Consider the following 17,069-nt stretch of genomic DNA (forward strand, 5'->3'; position numbering starts at 1 on the left):
GCGTGGATCAGGCGTTGCCGGAGTCGTCGCCGATGCGGGTCAGCAGGCGCGTCAGCAGCGGGCGCATGGCGCGTAGCTCTTCCAGGTGGGAGGCCGAGAGGTCTTCGAGCATGCGCTCGGCCTTCGCGGTCAGCACGACCTCTACGCGGCGGCCGTCCTCGGGGTCCGCCTCGCGGCTGACCAGATCCAGGCGCGCCAGCCGGCCCACCAGTTCGGCGGCGGTGTGGGGCCGGATCAGGAGGCGTTCGGCGATTTCGCCCACGTACAAGCCGCGGCGGCCAGGGACGTTCTTGCGCGTGCCCTTGATGGCGAGCAGGGCCTGGTGCTGCTGCGGCATCAGGTCCAGTCCGGCGGCGGCGTTTTCGCTGAAGGCGGCAAAGCGGCGCAGCGCATAGCGGAAGTCGGCCAGGAGCTCGTAGTCCGTGGCGGTCAGCTGGGGTGGGGGCGAGGGCGGTTTCACCTGGGCGATTCTAATATATGTCGTGATACGATATATATGACATTTCGCAAATCCCTGCGCAATTCTTCCCGTCTTCGAACATGCCTCCCACTTCTTCCTCCGCCCGGGCCGCGCTGCGCCTGGGCGACTTCACCACGGACAAACGCGTGGTCCTGCTCATGGGCCTGGCCATCCCGGTCGGCCTGGCCAGCGTAGCCGCGGCCTGGGCCCTGCTGCGGCTGATCGCGCTGTGCACCAATCTGGCGTACCACCAGCAGTTCTCGTTCAAGGACCAGCCCATCACGACAGGCCACCTGGGCCTGGCTTCAGTCGCCATTCCGGTGGTGGGCTGCCTCATCATCGGCTTCATGGCGCGCTACGGTTCGGAAAAGATCCGCGGCCACGGGATTCCGGAGGCGATGGAAGCCATCCTGATCGGCAAGAGTCGCATCCAGCCCAAGGTGGCGGTGTTGAAGCCCGTGTCTTCCGCCATCTCCATCGGCACGGGCGGCCCGTTCGGGGCCGAAGGCCCGATCATCATGACGGGCGGCGCCATCGGCTCGCTGCTGGCGCAGACCATCCACCTGGACGACGGCGAACGCAAGACCCTGCTGGTGGCCGGCGCGGCCGCGGGCATGACGGCCATCTTTGCCACGCCCTTGGCGGCGGTGCTGTTGGCGGTTGAGCTGCTGCTGTTCGAATGGAAGCCGCGCAGCTTCCTGCCGGTGGCGATGGCGGCGCTGGTGGCGGCGGCCACGCGCGCCTTCGTACTGGATGGCGGACCGATATTCGCGTATTCGGGTTCGCTGGGGTTCACGCCCGCGCATCTGCTGGCCTGCGCCGCCGTGGGCGTGCTGGCCGGGCTGGGATCGGGCGTGCTGACCTCCATGGTCTATGCGGCCGAGGACCTGTTCGAAAAACTGCCGCTGCACTGGATGTGGTGGCCGGCCTTCGGCGGCCTGGTGATCGGCCTGGGTGGCTTGATCGAGCCAGCGGCGCTGGGCGTGGGCTACGACAACATCCGCCATCTGTTGGCGGGCGACCTGGCATTCCAGGCCGTGTTGCTGCTTCTGGCGGTCAAGGTCATCATCTGGTCCGTCGCGCTGGGTTCGGGGACCTCGGGCGGGGTGCTGGCGCCGCTGCTGATATTCGGCGGCGCGTTGGGGGCATTGGCCACGCCGTTGCTGCCGCAGGCCGATCCGGGCTTCTGGGCGCTGCTGGGCATGGCCGCAATGATGGGCGGCACCATGCGCGCGCCGCTGACCGCGACCCTGTTCGCGGTGGAACTGACCGGCGACATGGGCGCGCTGCTGCCAGTATTGGCCGCCTGCGTGTTCGCGTATGGGATGACAGTGCTGCTGCTCAAGCGTTCCATCCTGACCGAGAAGATCGCGCGGCGAGGCCACCATATCAGCCGCGAATACCGCGTGGATCCCTTCGACCTGCTCCGGGTCAGCCAGGTGATGACCACGCCGGTCCAGACGCTGCCGGCCGACTGGACGGTGGCGCAGGCCATCGCGCATTTCACGACGGCGCAGCCGGTGCATACCAGCTATCCGGTGCTGGATGCCGAAGGCGTGGTGGTAGGCGAAGTCACGCGCGCCGATACGCTGGCCTGGGCCATCGACGACGAGCAGACCGGGCGTACGTTGGCCGAGGCCCTGCAAGGCCGCGACCTGGTGTACGGCCATCCCGAGGAACTGGCCAGCCAGATCGCCGACCGCATGGCGCTGACCGGCGCCGGCCGCATACCCATCCTGGACCGGGCCAACGGCCGGCTGGTGGGCATCGTGGGGCGCAAGGACCTGTTCCGCTCGCGCGCGCGGCGGCTGCGCGAGGAAAGCCAGCGCACCGCGTACTTCCGCCGCACGCCTTCAGCGGGCGGGTGAGGCGCGCAGCTCCCACAATACGTCCAGCACGTGCCGGGTGGCTTGCTCCACCTGCCCGGCGCGGTGCGCGATGCCCAGCGGGCGCCAAAGGGCCGGCCGCAGCGCGCGCATCTCGATGCGCGGATCCGGCTGCGGCGCGGTGGCCTCGTGCGGCAGCAGCGTGGCGCCGTAGCCCGCGGCCACCAGGCTCTTGATGGCGTCGTTGTAATTCAGCTGGATGCGGGCGCGCGGGTTCAGGCCGGCGGCGGCGAACCATTCGCCCGTCAGGCGCGACAGCCGCGTGCTGGCGTCGTTCAGGATCAGCGGCCGTTCGGCCAGCCAGGCCGGCGTCAGGCGCGCGGGCGCTTTCCAGCTGGCGGGCAGGAAGGCCATGACCGGGTCGCGCCGCCAGGGGCGCAACACCAGGCCTTCCAGCGGCGGCTGGGGCAGGGCCACCAGGCCCACGTCCAGCGAACTGTCGGCCAGGCGCAGGAGCGTTTCCTGCGAAGTCAGCACAGCCACTTGCACGTCAATGCCGGGATGGTTGCGCCCCAGCGTTTCCAGGGCCTGCGGCAGCAAGTGGGCTATGGCGCCGGTGGAAGCCCCCAGCCGCACGCGCCCGGACAAGCCCTGCACCTGCCGCTGCACGTCGTCCAGCGCCTGGTCGGCATCGGCCAGCAGGCGGCGCGCGCGTTCCAGCAGGGTTTCGCCGATGGCGGTGGGGCGGACCTGGCCGCGCTTGCGCGTGAGCAGCGGCGCGCCAATGCGCTCCTCCAGGTCGGCCACATGCAGGCTGACGGTGGGCGGGGCCAGATGCAGCGCGCGCGCCGCGTCGGCGAACGAGCCCAGGTCGGCAATGGCAACCAGGGTGCGCAGGCGGTCCAGGCTGATTTCACGCATGGCGGTGTCGTTCAGGAAAGCTGAATTGGATAGTCATGATATTCGACTTTTGTTATCTGCCAGTCCAGCCGATGATGGAGTCCTGCGCCCGGAACCCCTTCCGGCGCGCCTTTGATCCAGGACGCAAGCGCCATGACCCAACCTCTAGTTTTCATCGACGGCGACCAGGGCACCACCGGCCTGCAGATCCATGAACGCCTGCATGGGCGCACGGACCTGCGGCTGCTGACGCTGCCCGAGGCGGAACGCAAGGACCCGCAACGCCGTGCGCAGGCGATCAACGGCTGCGACATCGCCATTCTCTGCCTGCCGGACGAACCGGCGCGTCAGGCTGCCGCGTCCATCGTCAATCCCGCGGTACGGGTGATAGACGCCAGTTCCGCCCACCGCACGACGCCCGGCTGGGTCTATGGCTTTCCGGAAATGAACGCGGAGCAGGCCGGACTGATCGCCCAGGCGCTGCGGGTCAGCAACCCGGGTTGTTATCCCACGGGCGCGGTCGCGTTGCTGGGTCCGCTGGTGCGGGCCGGGCTGGTGCCGGCCGACTATCCGGTGGTGGTGCACGCGGTATCAGGCTATTCGGGCGGCGGGCGCGCGGCGGTGGACACCTACGAAGCCGCGGACGGCGCGCCGGGACCGGCGTTCCAGCTCTACGGCCTGGGCCTGGCGCACAAGCACACGCCCGAGATCGAGCGGCATGCGGGCCTGACGCAGCGGCCGGTGTTCGTGCCGGCCTACGGCGCGTATCGCCAGGGCATCGTCCTGACCGTGCCGCTGCAGTTGCGCCTGCTGCCGGCGGGCGTCGACATGGAACGCCTGCACGCCTGCCTGCAGCAGCATTACGAGGGCGCGCGCCATGTGCAGGTCGTGGCGCCGCAGGACGCGGCCGCCCATACGCACCTGGATCCGCAGGCGCTCAATGGCACCAACGACCTGCGCCTGGCCGTGTACGGCAATGCGCAGCACGGCCAGGTGTTGCTGACGGCGGTCTTCGACAACCTGGGCAAGGGCGCGTCGGGCGCGGCGGTGCAGAACCTGGACCTGATGCTGGCCGCGCTGAAATAACCACCATGGCCCTGGGCTGCCGCAACGGCCCGCGCTGGCTCAGGCCGTAGCCCGGTCCGCCAGCGTCTCCACCACCAGGCGGCGCAGCCAGACGGTGCCCGGATCGCTTTCGAAGCGCGCGTGCCAATGCACCGTCACGGACAGCGGCGGCAGCGCGATGGGCAGCGGGCGTATCTGGAACGCGTCGTCGTGGTTGAACCAGATCGCGGCCCGCAGCGGCAGGGTCATGGTGAGATCGGTGCGCCGCACGATCTCGGCGGCCGCCGAGAAATGCGGCAAGGTCAGATATGGCCTGCGCGGCAGGCCGGCCTCGCTCAGCACGTCGTCCAGCAAGCGGTGGGCGCTGGCGCGCGAGGCCACCAGGATGTGGTCCAGGCGCTTGTATTGGCTACGGGTGAGGCCCGCCGACAACACCGGATGGCCGCGCCTGCCCATGCAGGTGTAGCGTTCGCTGAACAGTTCCGCGTGGCAGGTCTCGCTGCCCAGCCCGGCCAGGTTGCCGATGGCGAGATCGACCTCGCCGTCTTTCAGCGCCTGCGGCAGCCGTTCCAGCGGGATCTCCAATACTTCCACCTGCAGGCGCGGCGCCAGGGCGTGCACGCGTTCCATCAATGACGGCAGGAACACCATTTCACCGATATCGGACATGGACAGGCGAAAGCGCCGGGTGCTGCTTGCGGGCTCGAAGCGCTGCCGCAGGTTGACCGCTTCCGCAAAGCTGTTCATGCCGCGCTCTATGGGGTCGGCCAGGGCAAACGCGACCGGCGTGGGCTGCATGCCGGACGCCGTGCGCGCGAACAGGGGGTCGTCGAATTTTTCGCGCAAGCGCGCCAGCGCGTAGCTCACGGCGGGCTGCGTCAGGTTCAGGCGCTGCGCCGCGCGCGTGACGCTGCGTTCCTGCAGCACGGTCAGGAAAACCCGCATGAGGTTCAGATCGAAGTCCACGCATGCCTCTCATATCAGCTTGATTTATAAGATAAATAATATCCATAAATTTGACATATAAATAGTTGATTCCTAGACTAATTTCATAAGGCTGGGGCAACGCTTGCCGATGGCCGCAACACAGGGGAAGCACCGCCATGCATGCGTTGACACTGCCGTCGTTGTTGCTGGAGCAGGGCGCCCGATGGGGCGAGCGCACATGGGTGCAGGCGCCAGGCGGCGCACTGCGCTACGGCGATGCTCCCGGGCATGCAGCGGACTGGGCCGCGCGCCTGGCTTCGGCCGGCGTCGCCCGGGGCGACCGGGTCGGGCTGATGGCCGGCAACCGGCATGAATTCCTGTCCATCGTGCTGGGCTGCGGCTGGCTGGGGGCGGTGGTGGTGCCCATCAACACGGCGTCGCGCGGCATGCAGTTGCAGCACATCCTGGCCAACAGCGGTTGCCGCTTGCTGGTGGCCGACGCCGCGTCCTGTCCGGCGCTGGCTGCACTGGACATGCAGCCCCTGGCCTTGCACCGCATCTGGCTGCTGGACGGCTACGCCGACGCGCTGCCGGTGCAAGCGTGTCCGCCTCCTCCCGCACCGGACACGCCGCTGCCGCCGGCAGCCGACCTCGGGCCGGGAGATACGCTGGCCATCCTGTACACCTCGGGCACGTCAGGCCTGTCCAAAGGCGTGTGCTGTCCGCACGCGCAGTTCTATTGGTGGGGCAGGATCGCCGCGCGCAACCTGGAAATCGCCGAGAGCGACGTGCTCTACACGAGCCTGCCGCTGTTCCATACCAATGCCCTGAACGCCTGCTTCCAGGCGCTGGTCACGGGCGCGACCATCATCTGCGACGAGCGCTTCTCGGCCAGCCGCTATTTCGACCGGCTGGAGGCCACGGGCGCCACGGTGACCTATCTGCTGGGCGCCATGGTGCCCATGCTGCTGGCGCAGCCGCCTGCCGCAGCCGAACGGCGTCAGCGCGCGCGGATTGCGCTGGCGCCCGGGGTGCCCGAACGCTTCCATGCGGCATTCGCCGAACGCACGGGCATCGCGCTGCTGGAAGGCTACGGCTCGACCGAAACCAACTTCGCGCTGGGCGGCACGCTGGACGAGCAGCGGCCGGGCACGATGGGGCGCGTCGCGCCCGAATTCGATGCGATGGCGGCTGACGAGCACGACGCGGCGGTGCCAGACGGCACGCCGGGCGAATTGCTGTTGCGCTCGCACATCCCATACGCCATCGCCACCGGTTATTTCGGCATGGACGACAAGACGGTGGAAGCCTGGCGCAATCTCTGGTTCCACACGGGCGACCGGGTGGTGCGCGATGCGGACGGCTATTTCCGCTTCCTGGACCGCACGAAGGACGCCATCCGCCGACGCGGCGAGAACATTTCCTCGTACGAGGTGGAGCAGGTGCTGCTGGCGCATCCGGCGGTTGCCGCCGTGGCGGTCTACGCGGTGCGTTCCGATCTGGCGGAAGACGAGGTCATGGCGGCGCTGGTCTACAAGACCGGGCAGGCCATCGCGCCCGAGACGCTGTTGGACTTCTGCCAGCCCCGTATGCCGTATTTCGCCGTGCCGCGCTATCTGCGCGTACTGGACGATTTGCCGCGCACCGAGAACGGCAAGATCCGCAAGTTCCGCTTGCGGGACGAGGGCATTACCGGCGACGCCTGGGACCGCGACGCCGCCGGCTATCGCGTGGCGCGCTGAGCGTCATCAATCCATTCAAACAGACTAGGGGCGGCAATGACGATGGCATACAAAGGGGCGGCCGCGGCCGCTGGCGACGATGCGCGCAGAAAACGCACGCGGCGCGTGGTGATGGCGTCCGTCGCGGGCAACGCGATGGAATGGTATGACTTCTTCATCTACGGCACGGCGGCGGCGCTGGTGTTCGGCGAACTGTTCTTTCCCAAGGGCACCGACCCGCTGCTGGGCACCATGGGGGCGTTTGCCGGCTTTGCGGTCGGCTTCCTGGCGCGGCCGCTGGGCGGCGTGATCTTCGGCCATATCGGCGACCGCTACGGCCGCAAGCTGGCGCTGGAATGGACCCTGGGCTTGATGGGCGCCGCCACCTTCCTGATCGGGCTGTTGCCTACCTATGATCAGGTCGGCTTCTGGGCGCCGGTTGCCATGGTGGTGTTGCGCATCCTGCAAGGCGCGGCCGCGGGCGGCGAGTGGGGCGGGGGCGTGCTGCTGATCAGCGAGGCGGTCGGGGGCAAGCGCCGCGGCTACTTCTCGTCCTTCAGCCAATTGGGAGTGGCGGGCGGCTTCGTGCTGTCGTCGGGCGTCTTCATGCTGGCGCAGCAGCTGCCGCAGGAAGCCTTCATGAGCTGGGGCTGGCGCCTGCCGTTCCTCTTGAGCGTGCTGATCTTCGGCGTGGGCCTCTACATCCGCAAGCACATCCCCGAAAGCGATGAATTCGTGCAGGCCGCCAAGACCGCCAAGCGTGGCATGCCGGCAGTCGAAGTGTTCCGCCGCTATCCGCGCCAGGTCTTTACCGCGATGGGATTGCGCGTGGCCGAGAACGGCGGGTCGTACATCTTCCTGGCGTTTGCGCTGGCCTACGGCAAATTCCTTGGCATACCCAACGACGTCATGCTGGGCGGCGTGCTGGTGTCGATGTTCATCGAGCTCGGCACGCTGGTCTGGTTCGGCCACCTGTCCGATCGCATCGGCCGGCGGACGGTGTACCTGATTGGTTCGGCCGGCCTGGTGCTGGTGGCATTCCCGTTCTTCTGGCTGGTGCAGACCAAGGAGCCGGTGTGGATATTCCTGGCCTTCTTCCTGGGCAACACGGTCTGCCATGCCGCGATGATCGGCACCCAGCCGGCGTATTTCGCCGAACTGTTTCCCGCAGAGGTCCGCTACACCGGATTGGCGCTGGGGCATGAACTGGCTTCTGTATTCGCCGGCGGCCTGTCGCCGCTGATCGCCATGGCGCTGCTGCGCAAGTATGAATCGGCGACCCCGGTGGCGTGGTTCCTGGTGGGCATGGCCGCGGTCACCGTGATCACCTTGCTGCTGACGCGCGAACCCCCACGGCAGGAGTCGGCGTGAGCGCGGCGCGCGGCCCGGGCATCGTCGGCGTGGGCGAAACGCCTTCGCTGCGCCATCCCGGCCCGGGAACCAGCACGGCCGGCCTGATGGCCGAGGCGATCGCGCAGGCGCTGCGCGGCGCAGGGTTGAAGCCCGGCGATGTGGACGGCCTGGGCGTGGCTTCATTCACGCTGCGCCCCGACCGCGCGATCGATCTGGCGTGGCGCCTGGGACTGCGGCTGAACTGGTGCATGCAGGACGAAATGGGCGGCGCCAGCGCCATCAACCTGTTGCGCCAGGCCTGGCTCGCGTTGCAGGCCGGGCAGGCCGAGACGATCGTGCTGGTCGCGGGAGACCATTTCACGGGCGCCGATTTCGCAGGGCTGGTACGCGGCTACAACCGCAGCGCGCAGGACTATCTCAGTCCCCTGGGCTGCGAGGGGCCGAATCCCCTGTTCGCCATGCTCACGCAAAGGCAGATGGCGCGCGCCGGTCTTGCCCGCGAGGACTATGGCGCGCTATGCGTCGCGCAGCGGCTATGGGCAGCAGGCAACCCCAACGCCGCGTATCGCGATCCATTGAGCCTGGCGCAATACCTGGCCGCGCCCATGGTCGCGCCGCCGCTGGGACGCCTGGATTGCGTGCCGGTGGTCAGCGGGGCATGCGCGCTGGTGCTGAGCGCGCGTCCGGCGGGAATCAGCGTGCGGCTGCTGGCCAGCGATGCGCGCTACAACGACGACCAGCAGGAAGGCGACGGATTGCAGACCGGCATCGCGGCGTTCGCGCCAGCGCTCTGGCAGCGCGCTGGCCTGGGACCGGAAGACATGGATGTGCTCAGCGTGTACGACGACTATCCCGCCATGGCGCTGGCGCAGCTGTGCGATCTGGGCTTCGCCAGCATCGATGACCTGCCTGGCTTCATCGCGCGCCGCCTGGCCACCCGGGACTTGCCGGTCAACACCGCAGGCGGCCAACTGTCCGCCGGGCAGGCGGGCACCGCCGGCGGCATGCATGGCCTGGTCGAAGTGGCGCGCCAATTGCTGGGGCAGGCAGGGGAACGGCAGGTGCGCGGCGCGCGTCACGGCGTGGCTACCGGCTACGGCATGGTGCAGCTGCGTTACGGGATGTGCGCCAATGCGGCCGTGCTGGCGCGGGAGGAAGCATGAGCGTCGACGTCAGCCAATGTTGCAGCTGCGACCATCTGGTCTATCCCGTGCGGCTGTGGTGCCCGGCTTGCGGCCATGGACAGGCGCGCGCGGCGGCGGTGGAACAGGCCGAGTTGCAGGCCTGGACCGAATTGCCCTCGCGGAACGGTGCGCCTGCCGCAGTCATCGCCACGGTCCGGGCGCTGCCCGCGGGACCGGTCCTGGTCGTGCGGCTGGAAGAACCGCCCGCCCATGCGGGCCAGCGCCTGTGGCTATTCGAACGCGATACGGACGGGCAGCCTTTGCCTTGGGCCCGCGTCGCGGCCGAACCGCAGATCTGAAGCGCCAACGCGTCAATCGCCGCTGGCCGGCGCCTGGATCGCCTCCAGGCGCTGGGCCAGCGAAGCCGCGGACAACTCGCCCACGCGCAGGTCCACCAGCCGTCCCTGGGCGTCCAGGAACAGCGTGGCGGGCAGGCCGCGATTGCTCATCTGGCGCGAGGCCGCGCCTGCGGGATCGAGCAGCACGTTGCGCAGCGACGGCGCGTGCTGCGCCAGGAACGCCGTCACGTCCGGCGGCGCTTCGGCCTGGTTCAGGAAGACGAAATTGACATCGGGATGCGCCGCTTGCGCCGCGGTGAATGCGGGCATTTCGCGGCGGCAAGGCGGGCACCAGCTTGCCCATAGATTGATGACGGTAGGTTTGCCCTGGTAGGCCGCGAGCGCTGCGGGCGTGCCGTCCAGCTGACGCAAGGCGAGCGCGGACAGCTCGGGCAGGGCCTGCGGCGCGCGCGCCAGCCACCGCCCGCCGCCTATCCAGACCGCGCTGGCCAGCGCCAGCGCGCCCAGCAGCGCGGGCCGCGACGCCTGGCGGCGCAAGGCCGCGTACAGCGTGTAGAGCCATGCCGCGGCAAGCCCGGCCATACCGGCCCAGCCGCCATCACGCACGTCCAGGATCCGGAGCGGATTCTCGATGAAGTGGGCCTGGAACTGCCAGACAAAGCCGAGCCGGGCGACGACCAGGCCGATGATGAGCGCGCGCCACAACACCGTACTGGTGTCGGGCCGGGACTCCTGCCCGCGGGTCAGCAGCCTGGCGGCCAGCAGTCCGATAGCGGCGGCAACGATGAGAACCAGCAGGTCCGAGGGAAAGACGAGGGGACCGATACGGATGGCGGGCGTCATGCGTGAATCTGGAACTGGCGCGGCGGGGATCAGGCTGCCTGCTGCAGCTTGGCCGGCGCCTGCGCGATGCGGCGGGTGATTTCGGTGGCGGCGCGGCAGGTCAGGCCGGCGAGGTAGTCCTCGCGGAAGGCCGCGAAGGCGTCCTGCATGCCGATGAGCGTGATGCTGCCCAGCACATGGTTCTCTTCATCGAAGATCGGCGCGGCGATGCCGGTCTTGCCGGAATCCAGTTCCCCCGACGAGATGCAATAGCCGGCCTTGCGCACTTGCAGCATGGCCCGGGAAAAGGACTTCCAGTCCTGGCCCAGCCGCTGCATGTCGGGTGCATCGGCGTGTTCGTCGTAGACGCGGCGCAACTGGCGCGGCCCCAGATTGGCCAGGATCACGCGGGCGGTCGCGCTGCGCAAAAGCGGCATGTGCCGGCCGCGGCCGAAGTTCAGGGCCTGGGTATTGCGCCCGGCCTGCTGGTGCACGTTGATGACCTTGTCGTCGTAGCGCGCGCTGAGCAGCACGTCCAGGCCGGTCTGGCTGGATAGTTCCTCGATCAGGTCGCGGCTGACCGTCAGCATGGGGTCGTACTCCCGCATCTGCAGATCCAGCGCGATGATGCGCGGACCCAGCGCGTAGCCGGCTGGCAGGCGCACCAGCAGGCCGCAGGCGCACAGTTCGCGCACGTAGCGGTAGGCGGTGGCGGGCGCGTAGCCGCGCAGCTGGCAGATGGCATCGACGTCCAGGACCGGCCGGTCGGGCTGAAAGAGGTCCAGGACATCGAGCATGCGGCGAAGACTGTTCATGTGCGTGAGGTGTTGTAAGGCTGACGTGCTGCGAGGGTGCACCAAGGGGCGCGTATTGGCAAATCGTCCCGCCGCGCGCGCAGCGTGCACGCGCGTATAGGAGATCCGCGCAGAACTATCAAATAGATAATTCTAATAAATTATCCAGCATCAATCCGCCAAAAAAAATTGCACATTTATCAAATTACGATAAAGTAGCGAAAAAAGGAGGCGGTAATCATGACCGGAGCTAGTGCCTTGCTGGAGGCTCTGCGCAAGCAGGGCGTGGAAGTCTGTTTCGCCAATCCCGGCACGACCGAGCTGGACCTGGTGCGTGCGATGGAGGAGGTGCGCGGCATGCGCTGCGTGGTCGGCCTGCAGGAGAACGTCTGCACCGGCGCGGCCGACGGTTATGGCCGGCTGGCTGGAAAGCCGGCCGCGACCCTGCTGCATCTGGGGCCGGGCTTCGCCAATGGCATCGCCAATCTGCACAATGCGCGGCGCGCCCGCACCCCCATCGTCAACATCATCGGCGACCACGCCAGCTGGCACCTGGAATGCGACGCGCCCCTGACTTCGGACATCGAGTCGCTGGCGCGCCCAGTCTCCGGCTGGGTGGAGCGCATCGCGTCCGCCCAGGACGCCGCTGGCGCCGCCCGCGCCGCCGTGCAGGCCAGCCTGGCCGATGGCGGCCAGGGCGCGACGCTGATCTTTCCCGCCGACTTCCAGGCGGAAAGCGTGACGCCGGATTCCGCGGATGCTGCCGCCGAGGCCGCTGCGCAGCCCGAGACCTTCGACGCCGCCGCCGCATGGCAGCGCCTGAGCCGCGCGCAAAAGCCGCTGTTCCTGCTGGGCGGGGGCGGTCCCGCCAGCGGCCTGGGACGCCGCGCGCAGATTGCGGCCGCGCGCCTGTGCGCAGCCCTGAGCGGCAAGGCTTACGCCGAGACCTTTCCCGCCAGATCGGAACGCGGCCGGGGCTTGCCGGACTTCGACCGCCTGCCGTATTTCCCGGAACCCGCTCGCGCTGCCCTGGACGCTGCCGACCTGGTGGTGCTGGTGGGGGCGCTGCCGCCCGTGACCTACTTCGGCTATGCCGGTCACCCCAGCCGGTTGGTGCCGGCGGAACGCCTGCTGGAACTGGCCGCTCCCGGCCAGGATGCGGCCTCGCGCCTGGAGGCGCTGGCCGAATTGGCGGGCGCGCCGGCTTTCGAACCCGCCGCCGCGCTACTGCCCGAGCCTGCGCCGGGCGCCTTGACGCCGCAATCCATTGCCGCAGTGGTGGCGCGGGCCTTGCCCGAAGACGCCATCGTTTCGGTCGAAGGCGGCACCTGCGGCTATCCCCTGTATGCCGCGTCCGCCGGCGCCGCGCCGCACACGGTGCTGACCAATACCGGCGGCGCCATCGGCCAGGGCTTGCCGGTCGCGATGGGCGCCGCCATCGCCTGCCCGCAGCGCCGAGTGGTGGCCGTGCTGTCCGACGGCAGCACCCAATACACGATCCAGGCATTGTGGTCGCTGGCGCATGAAAACCTGCCGGTCACGGTGCTGATCGCCGCCAACCACCAGTACGCCATCCTGCGCAACGAGCTGCGCCGCGGCAACGCCGTGCTGGGCGAACGCGCGGCCGAACTGACCGCGCTGGACCGCCCGCGCATCGACTGGGTGGGGCTGGCCTCCAGCTACGGGGTGCAGGCCAGCCGCGCCGCGACCTCGGAAGAATTGGCCACGCAGCTGGAATCGGCGCTGCGCCAGCCGGGCCCGGTCCTGATCGAGATGGCGCTGTAGGCGCCGCCATATATATAAGGAGCATCAAAGCATGGACTTGCAACTCAAGGGGAAAGTCGCGGTGGTCACGGGCGGCAGCCTGGGCATCGGGCGCGCGGTGACCGAAGCGCTGGCCGCCGAGGGCGTGCGTGTGGCCATCGTGGCGCGCCGCCAGGCGCAGCTGGACGAAGTGGCGGCTGAAATCACCCGGGCCACGGGCGTGGAAGTGCTGGGCGTGGCGGCCGACGTGTCGGACACCGCCCAGGTCAACGCGATGATGCAGCGCGTGGCCGAACACTTTGGCCGCATCGACATCCTGGTCAATGGCGCGGCCCATCCCGGCGGCCTGGTGCGCAGCGAGATCGACGAGGCCGATCCCGAAGGCCTGCTGGAAGACATCAACATCAAGGTCGTGGGCTACATGCGCTGCGCCAAGGCTGCGGCGCCGCACATGCGCCAGGGCGGTTTTGGCCGCATCGTCAACATCGGCGGCCTGACCGGGCGCGGCAGCAAGCAGCTTTCGGGCATGCGCAACGTGGCCATCTGCCACATGACCAAGACCCTGTCGGACCAGCTGGGTCCGCATGGCATCACGGTCAACGTGATCCATCCGGGCGTGGTCGAGACGCCCCACATCCATGAACTGTACGAAAAGGAAGCCGCCAAGCAGGGGCTGACCCCCGCCCAGGTCGAGGCCAACTATGCCAAGGCCACGCCCATACGCCGGGTGCTGCAGCCGGCCGAGATCGCCGACGCGGTGCTGTTCCTGGCATCGCCGCGGGCAGGGGCCATCACCGGCGAATCGCTGGGGGTGGATGGCGGCATCACGCGCGGCATCTTTCTTTGAACCGCTGAACCTCATTCGGGGAGTCTGGATATGCAAGGCACGATACTGGTCGGCACCGCCGGCCAAGGAATACTGCGCAGCGTGGACGATGGCGCCACCTGGCACCGCCTGGGGCTGAAGGAAGCCATCGAGTTCGACGGCACGGTGCGCAGCCTGGCCGTGGACCCGGCCGACCCGCGCCGCGTCTTTGCCGGGGCCGACGCCGGCATGTGTGTCAGCACCGACGGCGGCGCGCATTTCACGCGGGTGGACAGCCCCATGAACGGCATGACCGTCTGGGCCATGGCCATCGATCCCACGGATCCGCGGCGCATGTACGCGGGCACCGGCGCGCCGTCGCGCGCAGCGATGTTCCGTTCGGTGGACGGCGGCGCCAGCTGGCAGCGCCTGTCGCCCGAACTGCCGGAGTTCTGCCGCGGCGTGAACCGCCCGCGCATCCTGTCGGTCTGCGTGGATCCGGACGACGGCCGCGAGGTCTGGTTCGGCGTCGAAGAAGGGGGCTTGTGGCGCAGCCGCGACGGCGGCGATACCTGGTCGCGCGAGGACGATGAAGGCAATGCCGATGCCATCGCCAACCCCGACATCCATTGCGTAGCTGTCCTGCCGGCCACGGCCGCCGCGCCCAAGACCGCCATGGTGCTGACGGTGAACTCCGTCTATCTCAGCGAGGACGACGCCCGGCGCTGGAATGGCGTGGCTTCCAAGTCGCGCTTTGACGGCATGTACTACACCCGCACGGTGCAGGCGCTGCCGGACGATCCCGACACGCTGCTGCTGGCCATCGGCGACGGCACGCCAGGCACGCGCAGCAGGATCTACCGTTCGTCCGACCGCGGCCGCAACTGGCAGCCGGCGCTGCTGCACACGCCGCCAAATTCCACCTTCTGGGCCTTCGGCGTGCACGCAGCCGACCCGCGGCTGGCGTTCGCCGGCACCAAGTACGGCCATCTGTTCCGCTCCACCGACGGCGGCCGCAGCTGGTTCAAGGAATGGCGCGATTTCAGCGAAATCACCGCCGTGGCCTGGACGCCGTACGCCGCGCCCGTGACCGCGCACCCCCAGTCCATCAACTGACAACCCGCCCGAGACCGCCATGTCCACCAACACCACGCTTGCGCCGGCAGACCGCCGGCCGCGCATCGCGCGCACCCACCTGGCCCTGTTCGTGCGCGACCCGTTCGCGTCGGCGCCCTGGTACGAATCCGTGCTCGGCATGCAGGAGACCGCGCGCGGCGAGCAATGGGTGTTCCTGTCCTTTGGGCGCAAGCACCACGACATCGCCCTGATCCGCGCGGCCGAAGGCGAGCCCGCCCGCGGCCCCGTCAACATGCAGCACTACGGGCTGGAGATCGAGGGCGACGTGGACGAGCTGCGCCGCCTCTACGGCATGTTGCTGGCCAAGGGCGTGGACGTCGTGAAAATCACCGATCACAAAGTCGGCTACGGGCTGTACTTCACCGACCCCGACGGCCACCGCTTCGAGTTCTTCTGCGAAACCGTGCACGGCGACGAAGAGGGCAAGCAGGTCCTGCACGACCACAACGCGCCCAGCGTCCCCATGACGCTGGACCCGCTTTGACCGCCCGCACGGCGCACCCCTTCCTGATCCCACATTTTCTGGAGCATCCATGAGCAGCACCAACTTCGGTCCCTACCGCATCCGCAAGTGGTATTTGCAGATCGACGACACCCTCACTACTGAAACCGGCGAACCGGCCGACGGCGAGCCGCTGCGCAAGATCGTCATCGCGGCCGCGCTGCACAACCCCTATGCCGGGCGCTTCGAACGCGACCTGTCGGGCTATGTCGAACCCTCGGGCATGCTGGGCGAGGAGTTCGGCCGGCGCATCATCGCCGCGGCCGGCGGCCAGCCGCTGGAAAGCTACGGCAAGGCCTGCGTGGTGGGCACGGACGGCGAATACGAGCACGGCAACGCGTTGTTGACCACCATCTTCGCCGAACCCGTGCGCGCGGCGCTCGGCGGCGGCAAGGCCTGGGTGCCTTCCACCGGCAAGCGCGGCGGTCCCGGCACCGTCATCGACATTCCGCTTGCCCACAAGGACGCGCTCTATGTCCGTTCGCACTACGACAGCGTGACCGCGCTGTTCGGCGACGCGCCCAACCGCGACGAAGTGCTGATCGCCTTCGCGTTTGCCACGCGCGGGCGCCTGCATGCGCGCCTGGGCGGCATCCCCGCCAGCGAAATCCAGGGCAAAGACGGACTCTGCTGAAAGGAAGCCGATATGCAACGCCGCGACACCGCTATCGCCGTCAACGGCATGACTTTGCATCTGACCGAGTGGGGCCCCCAGGCGGGGCGTCCGCTATTCATGCTGCACGGCATCCGCGGCTATGCCGAGACCTTCGCCGGCATCGCGCAGGCGTTGCAGCCGGATTTCCGCGTCCTGGCCTATGACCAGCGCGGCCGCGGCGCCAGCAGTTGGGATCCGCAGCGCAATTACTACACCGACGCCTACGTGGATGACCTGACGGGCGTGGCCGACGCGCTGGGCCTGGACCGCTTCGATCTGCTCGGCCATTCGATGGGCGGCATCGCCGCCATCGTCTTTGCCGCCCGCCATCCGCAGCGCGTGCGGCGCCTGATCATCGAGGATGCCGGACCCGCCGCCTTCGAAGGCAGCGCGGGCGCGGCGCGCATCCAGCGCGAATTGCGCGAAACGCCCGAGTTCTTTCCCGACATCGCCGCGGCCCGCGAGTACCTGCGCGCGCTGCGGCCCAGCGTGACCGAAGCCGCCCGCGAGGAACGGCTGCGCCACATGTTGAAGGAAGACGGAGCAGGCGGCTGGACCTGGCGCCACGACCATGCGGGCATCGCCGCGACCCGGCTGGACCCCGATCCGGCGCGCGTGGTGGACCTGTGGCCGCAGGTCCAGGCGCTGGGCTGTCCGACCCTGGTCGTGCGCGGCGGGCGTTCGGACTACCTGCAGGCCCAGACCGCCCGCGACATGGCGGCGCGCAATCCGAACGTGGAATGGGTCGAGATAGAAGGCGCCGGCCATTACATCCATGACGATCAGCCGGCCGCCTTCGAGCAGGCCGTCGGCGGGTTCCTGCGGCGCGCCTGAGGCGTCTGAGCGCAACCCGTC

Annotated in this window: 16 protein-coding genes and 1 pseudogene; 12 read left to right on the top strand and 5 right to left on the bottom strand. The window is 68.7% G+C overall.

Annotated features, from left to right (window positions below):
- Positions 1 to 7 precede the first annotated feature (7 nt).
- Complete coding sequence (locus IB259_RS04320; protein WP_054454602.1) at positions 8 to 460, bottom strand: MarR family winged helix-turn-helix transcriptional regulator; 453 nt, start codon at positions 458 to 460, stop codon at positions 8 to 10.
- Positions 461 to 540: 80 nt separating this feature from the next.
- Between IB259_RS04320 and IB259_RS04325 the strand changes: the two genes are divergently transcribed.
- Positions 541 to 2,328, top strand: coding sequence for a chloride channel protein (locus IB259_RS04325; protein WP_175180890.1), 1,788 nt, complete (start codon positions 541 to 543; stop codon positions 2,326 to 2,328).
- Here the strand turns inward: IB259_RS04325 and IB259_RS04330 are convergent.
- Positions 2,314 to 3,207, bottom strand: a complete 894-nt coding sequence (locus tag IB259_RS04330) for a LysR family transcriptional regulator (RefSeq protein ID WP_175160735.1) — start codon at positions 3,205 to 3,207, stop codon at positions 2,314 to 2,316. The genes IB259_RS04325 and IB259_RS04330 overlap by 15 nt on opposite strands.
- A 132-nt stretch (positions 3,208 to 3,339) precedes the next feature.
- Here IB259_RS04330 and argC point away from each other — a divergent pair, with 132 nt between their 5' ends.
- A complete protein-coding gene (gene argC, locus IB259_RS04335) occupies positions 3,340 to 4,272 on the top strand; it encodes an N-acetyl-gamma-glutamyl-phosphate reductase (protein ID WP_192327711.1) in 933 nt (310 codons plus the stop codon).
- 39 nt (positions 4,273 to 4,311) lie between these two features.
- On the opposite strand, the gene IB259_RS04340 is transcribed toward argC, so the two are convergent.
- Positions 4,312 to 5,217, bottom strand: a complete 906-nt coding sequence (locus tag IB259_RS04340; protein WP_254593287.1) for a LysR family transcriptional regulator — start codon at positions 5,215 to 5,217, stop codon at positions 4,312 to 4,314.
- Positions 5,218 to 5,339: 122 nt separating this feature from the next.
- On the opposite strand from IB259_RS04340, the pseudogene IB259_RS04345 reads away from it, so the two are divergent.
- From IB259_RS04345 to IB259_RS04360, 4 genes and pseudogenes are all read left to right on the top strand, one after another.
- Positions 5,340 to 6,920, top strand: a pseudogene (locus IB259_RS04345) (ATP-dependent acyl-CoA ligase); the annotation flags it as partial.
- Between the two features lie 36 nt (positions 6,921 to 6,956).
- Positions 6,957 to 8,270 (top strand): MFS transporter, encoded by a 1,314-nt coding sequence (locus IB259_RS04350; protein ID WP_054454595.1) that lies wholly within the window; start codon positions 6,957 to 6,959, stop codon positions 8,268 to 8,270.
- The gene (locus tag IB259_RS04355; protein WP_054454592.1) at positions 8,267 to 9,415 is read left to right on the top strand and encodes a thiolase family protein; all 1,149 of its coding nucleotides are present in this window, start codon (positions 8,267 to 8,269) and stop codon (positions 9,413 to 9,415) included. The genes IB259_RS04350 and IB259_RS04355 overlap by 4 nt, the downstream gene beginning before the upstream one ends.
- The gene (locus tag IB259_RS04360) at positions 9,412 to 9,735 is read left to right on the top strand and encodes a hypothetical protein (protein ID WP_175180894.1); all 324 of its coding nucleotides are present in this window, start codon (positions 9,412 to 9,414) and stop codon (positions 9,733 to 9,735) included. The genes IB259_RS04355 and IB259_RS04360 overlap by 4 nt, the downstream gene beginning before the upstream one ends.
- A 12-nt stretch (positions 9,736 to 9,747) precedes the next feature.
- Here IB259_RS04360 and IB259_RS04365 read toward each other — a convergent pair whose 3' ends face one another.
- A complete protein-coding gene (locus tag IB259_RS04365; RefSeq protein ID WP_192327717.1) occupies positions 9,748 to 10,578 on the bottom strand; it encodes a prolipoprotein diacylglyceryl transferase family protein in 831 nt (276 codons plus the stop codon).
- Between the two features lie 29 nt (positions 10,579 to 10,607).
- Positions 10,608 to 11,372: an IclR family transcriptional regulator gene (locus IB259_RS04370; RefSeq protein ID WP_054454586.1), complete on the bottom strand. Its 765-nt coding sequence runs from the start codon at positions 11,370 to 11,372 to the stop codon at positions 10,608 to 10,610.
- A gap of 219 nt (positions 11,373 to 11,591) precedes the next feature.
- Between IB259_RS04370 and IB259_RS04375 the strand changes: the two genes are divergently transcribed.
- Genes IB259_RS04375 through IB259_RS04400 form a run of 6 tightly spaced genes read left to right on the top strand, consistent with a single transcriptional unit; the run spans position 11,592 to position 17,048 of the window.
- Positions 11,592 to 13,136: an acetolactate synthase large subunit gene (locus IB259_RS04375; RefSeq protein ID WP_192327720.1), complete on the top strand. Its 1,545-nt coding sequence runs from the start codon at positions 11,592 to 11,594 to the stop codon at positions 13,134 to 13,136.
- 31 nt (positions 13,137 to 13,167) lie between these two features.
- Positions 13,168 to 13,962: an SDR family NAD(P)-dependent oxidoreductase gene (locus IB259_RS04380; RefSeq protein ID WP_054454582.1), complete on the top strand. Its 795-nt coding sequence runs from the start codon at positions 13,168 to 13,170 to the stop codon at positions 13,960 to 13,962.
- Positions 13,963 to 13,992: 30 nt separating this feature from the next.
- Entirely contained in the window at positions 13,993 to 15,036 is a 1,044-nt protein-coding gene (locus IB259_RS04385; protein ID WP_054454580.1) for a glycosyl hydrolase, read from the top strand.
- Between the two features lie 19 nt (positions 15,037 to 15,055).
- Positions 15,056 to 15,541: a VOC family protein gene (locus tag IB259_RS04390; protein ID WP_054454578.1), complete on the top strand. Its 486-nt coding sequence runs from the start codon at positions 15,056 to 15,058 to the stop codon at positions 15,539 to 15,541.
- A 49-nt stretch (positions 15,542 to 15,590) separates the two neighbouring features.
- Positions 15,591 to 16,193, top strand: a complete 603-nt coding sequence (locus IB259_RS04395) for an amino acid synthesis family protein (protein WP_119451517.1) — start codon at positions 15,591 to 15,593, stop codon at positions 16,191 to 16,193.
- Positions 16,194 to 16,205: 12 nt separating this feature from the next.
- Positions 16,206 to 17,048 (top strand): alpha/beta fold hydrolase, encoded by an 843-nt coding sequence (locus IB259_RS04400; RefSeq protein WP_192327723.1) that lies wholly within the window; start codon positions 16,206 to 16,208, stop codon positions 17,046 to 17,048.
- Positions 17,049 to 17,069 lie beyond the last annotated feature (21 nt).

The organism is Achromobacter sp. ACM04, from assembly GCF_014851465.1.
GTDB classification, from domain to species: domain Bacteria; phylum Pseudomonadota; class Gammaproteobacteria; order Burkholderiales; family Burkholderiaceae_B; genus Achromobacter; species Achromobacter aegrifaciens.

What these genes read in the sequence shown, in the direction of transcription:
- IB259_RS04365 (WP_192327717.1), bottom strand. Translation starts at nt 10,578, where the DNA reads ATGACGCCCGCCATCCGTATCGGTCCCCTCGTCTTTCCCTCGGACCTG.
- IB259_RS04370 (WP_054454586.1), bottom strand. Translation starts at nt 11,372, where the DNA reads ATGAACAGTCTTCGCCGCATGCTCGATGTCCTGGACCTCTTTCAGCCC.
- IB259_RS04360 (WP_175180894.1), top strand. Translation starts at nt 9,412, where the DNA reads ATGAGCGTCGACGTCAGCCAATGTTGCAGCTGCGACCATCTGGTCTAT.
- IB259_RS04350 (WP_054454595.1), top strand. Translation starts at nt 6,957, where the DNA reads ATGACGATGGCATACAAAGGGGCGGCCGCGGCCGCTGGCGACGATGCG.
- IB259_RS04395 (WP_119451517.1), top strand. Translation starts at nt 15,591, where the DNA reads ATGAGCAGCACCAACTTCGGTCCCTACCGCATCCGCAAGTGGTATTTG.
- IB259_RS04375 (WP_192327720.1), top strand. Translation starts at nt 11,592, where the DNA reads ATGACCGGAGCTAGTGCCTTGCTGGAGGCTCTGCGCAAGCAGGGCGTG.
- IB259_RS04380 (WP_054454582.1), top strand. Translation starts at nt 13,168, where the DNA reads ATGGACTTGCAACTCAAGGGGAAAGTCGCGGTGGTCACGGGCGGCAGC.
- IB259_RS04400 (WP_192327723.1), top strand. Translation starts at nt 16,206, where the DNA reads ATGCAACGCCGCGACACCGCTATCGCCGTCAACGGCATGACTTTGCAT.
- IB259_RS04385 (WP_054454580.1), top strand. Translation starts at nt 13,993, where the DNA reads ATGCAAGGCACGATACTGGTCGGCACCGCCGGCCAAGGAATACTGCGC.
- argC (WP_192327711.1), top strand. Translation starts at nt 3,340, where the DNA reads ATGACCCAACCTCTAGTTTTCATCGACGGCGACCAGGGCACCACCGGC.
- IB259_RS04390 (WP_054454578.1), top strand. Translation starts at nt 15,056, where the DNA reads ATGTCCACCAACACCACGCTTGCGCCGGCAGACCGCCGGCCGCGCATC.
- IB259_RS04325 (WP_175180890.1), top strand. Translation starts at nt 541, where the DNA reads ATGCCTCCCACTTCTTCCTCCGCCCGGGCCGCGCTGCGCCTGGGCGAC.
- IB259_RS04330 (WP_175160735.1), bottom strand. Translation starts at nt 3,207, where the DNA reads ATGCGTGAAATCAGCCTGGACCGCCTGCGCACCCTGGTTGCCATTGCC.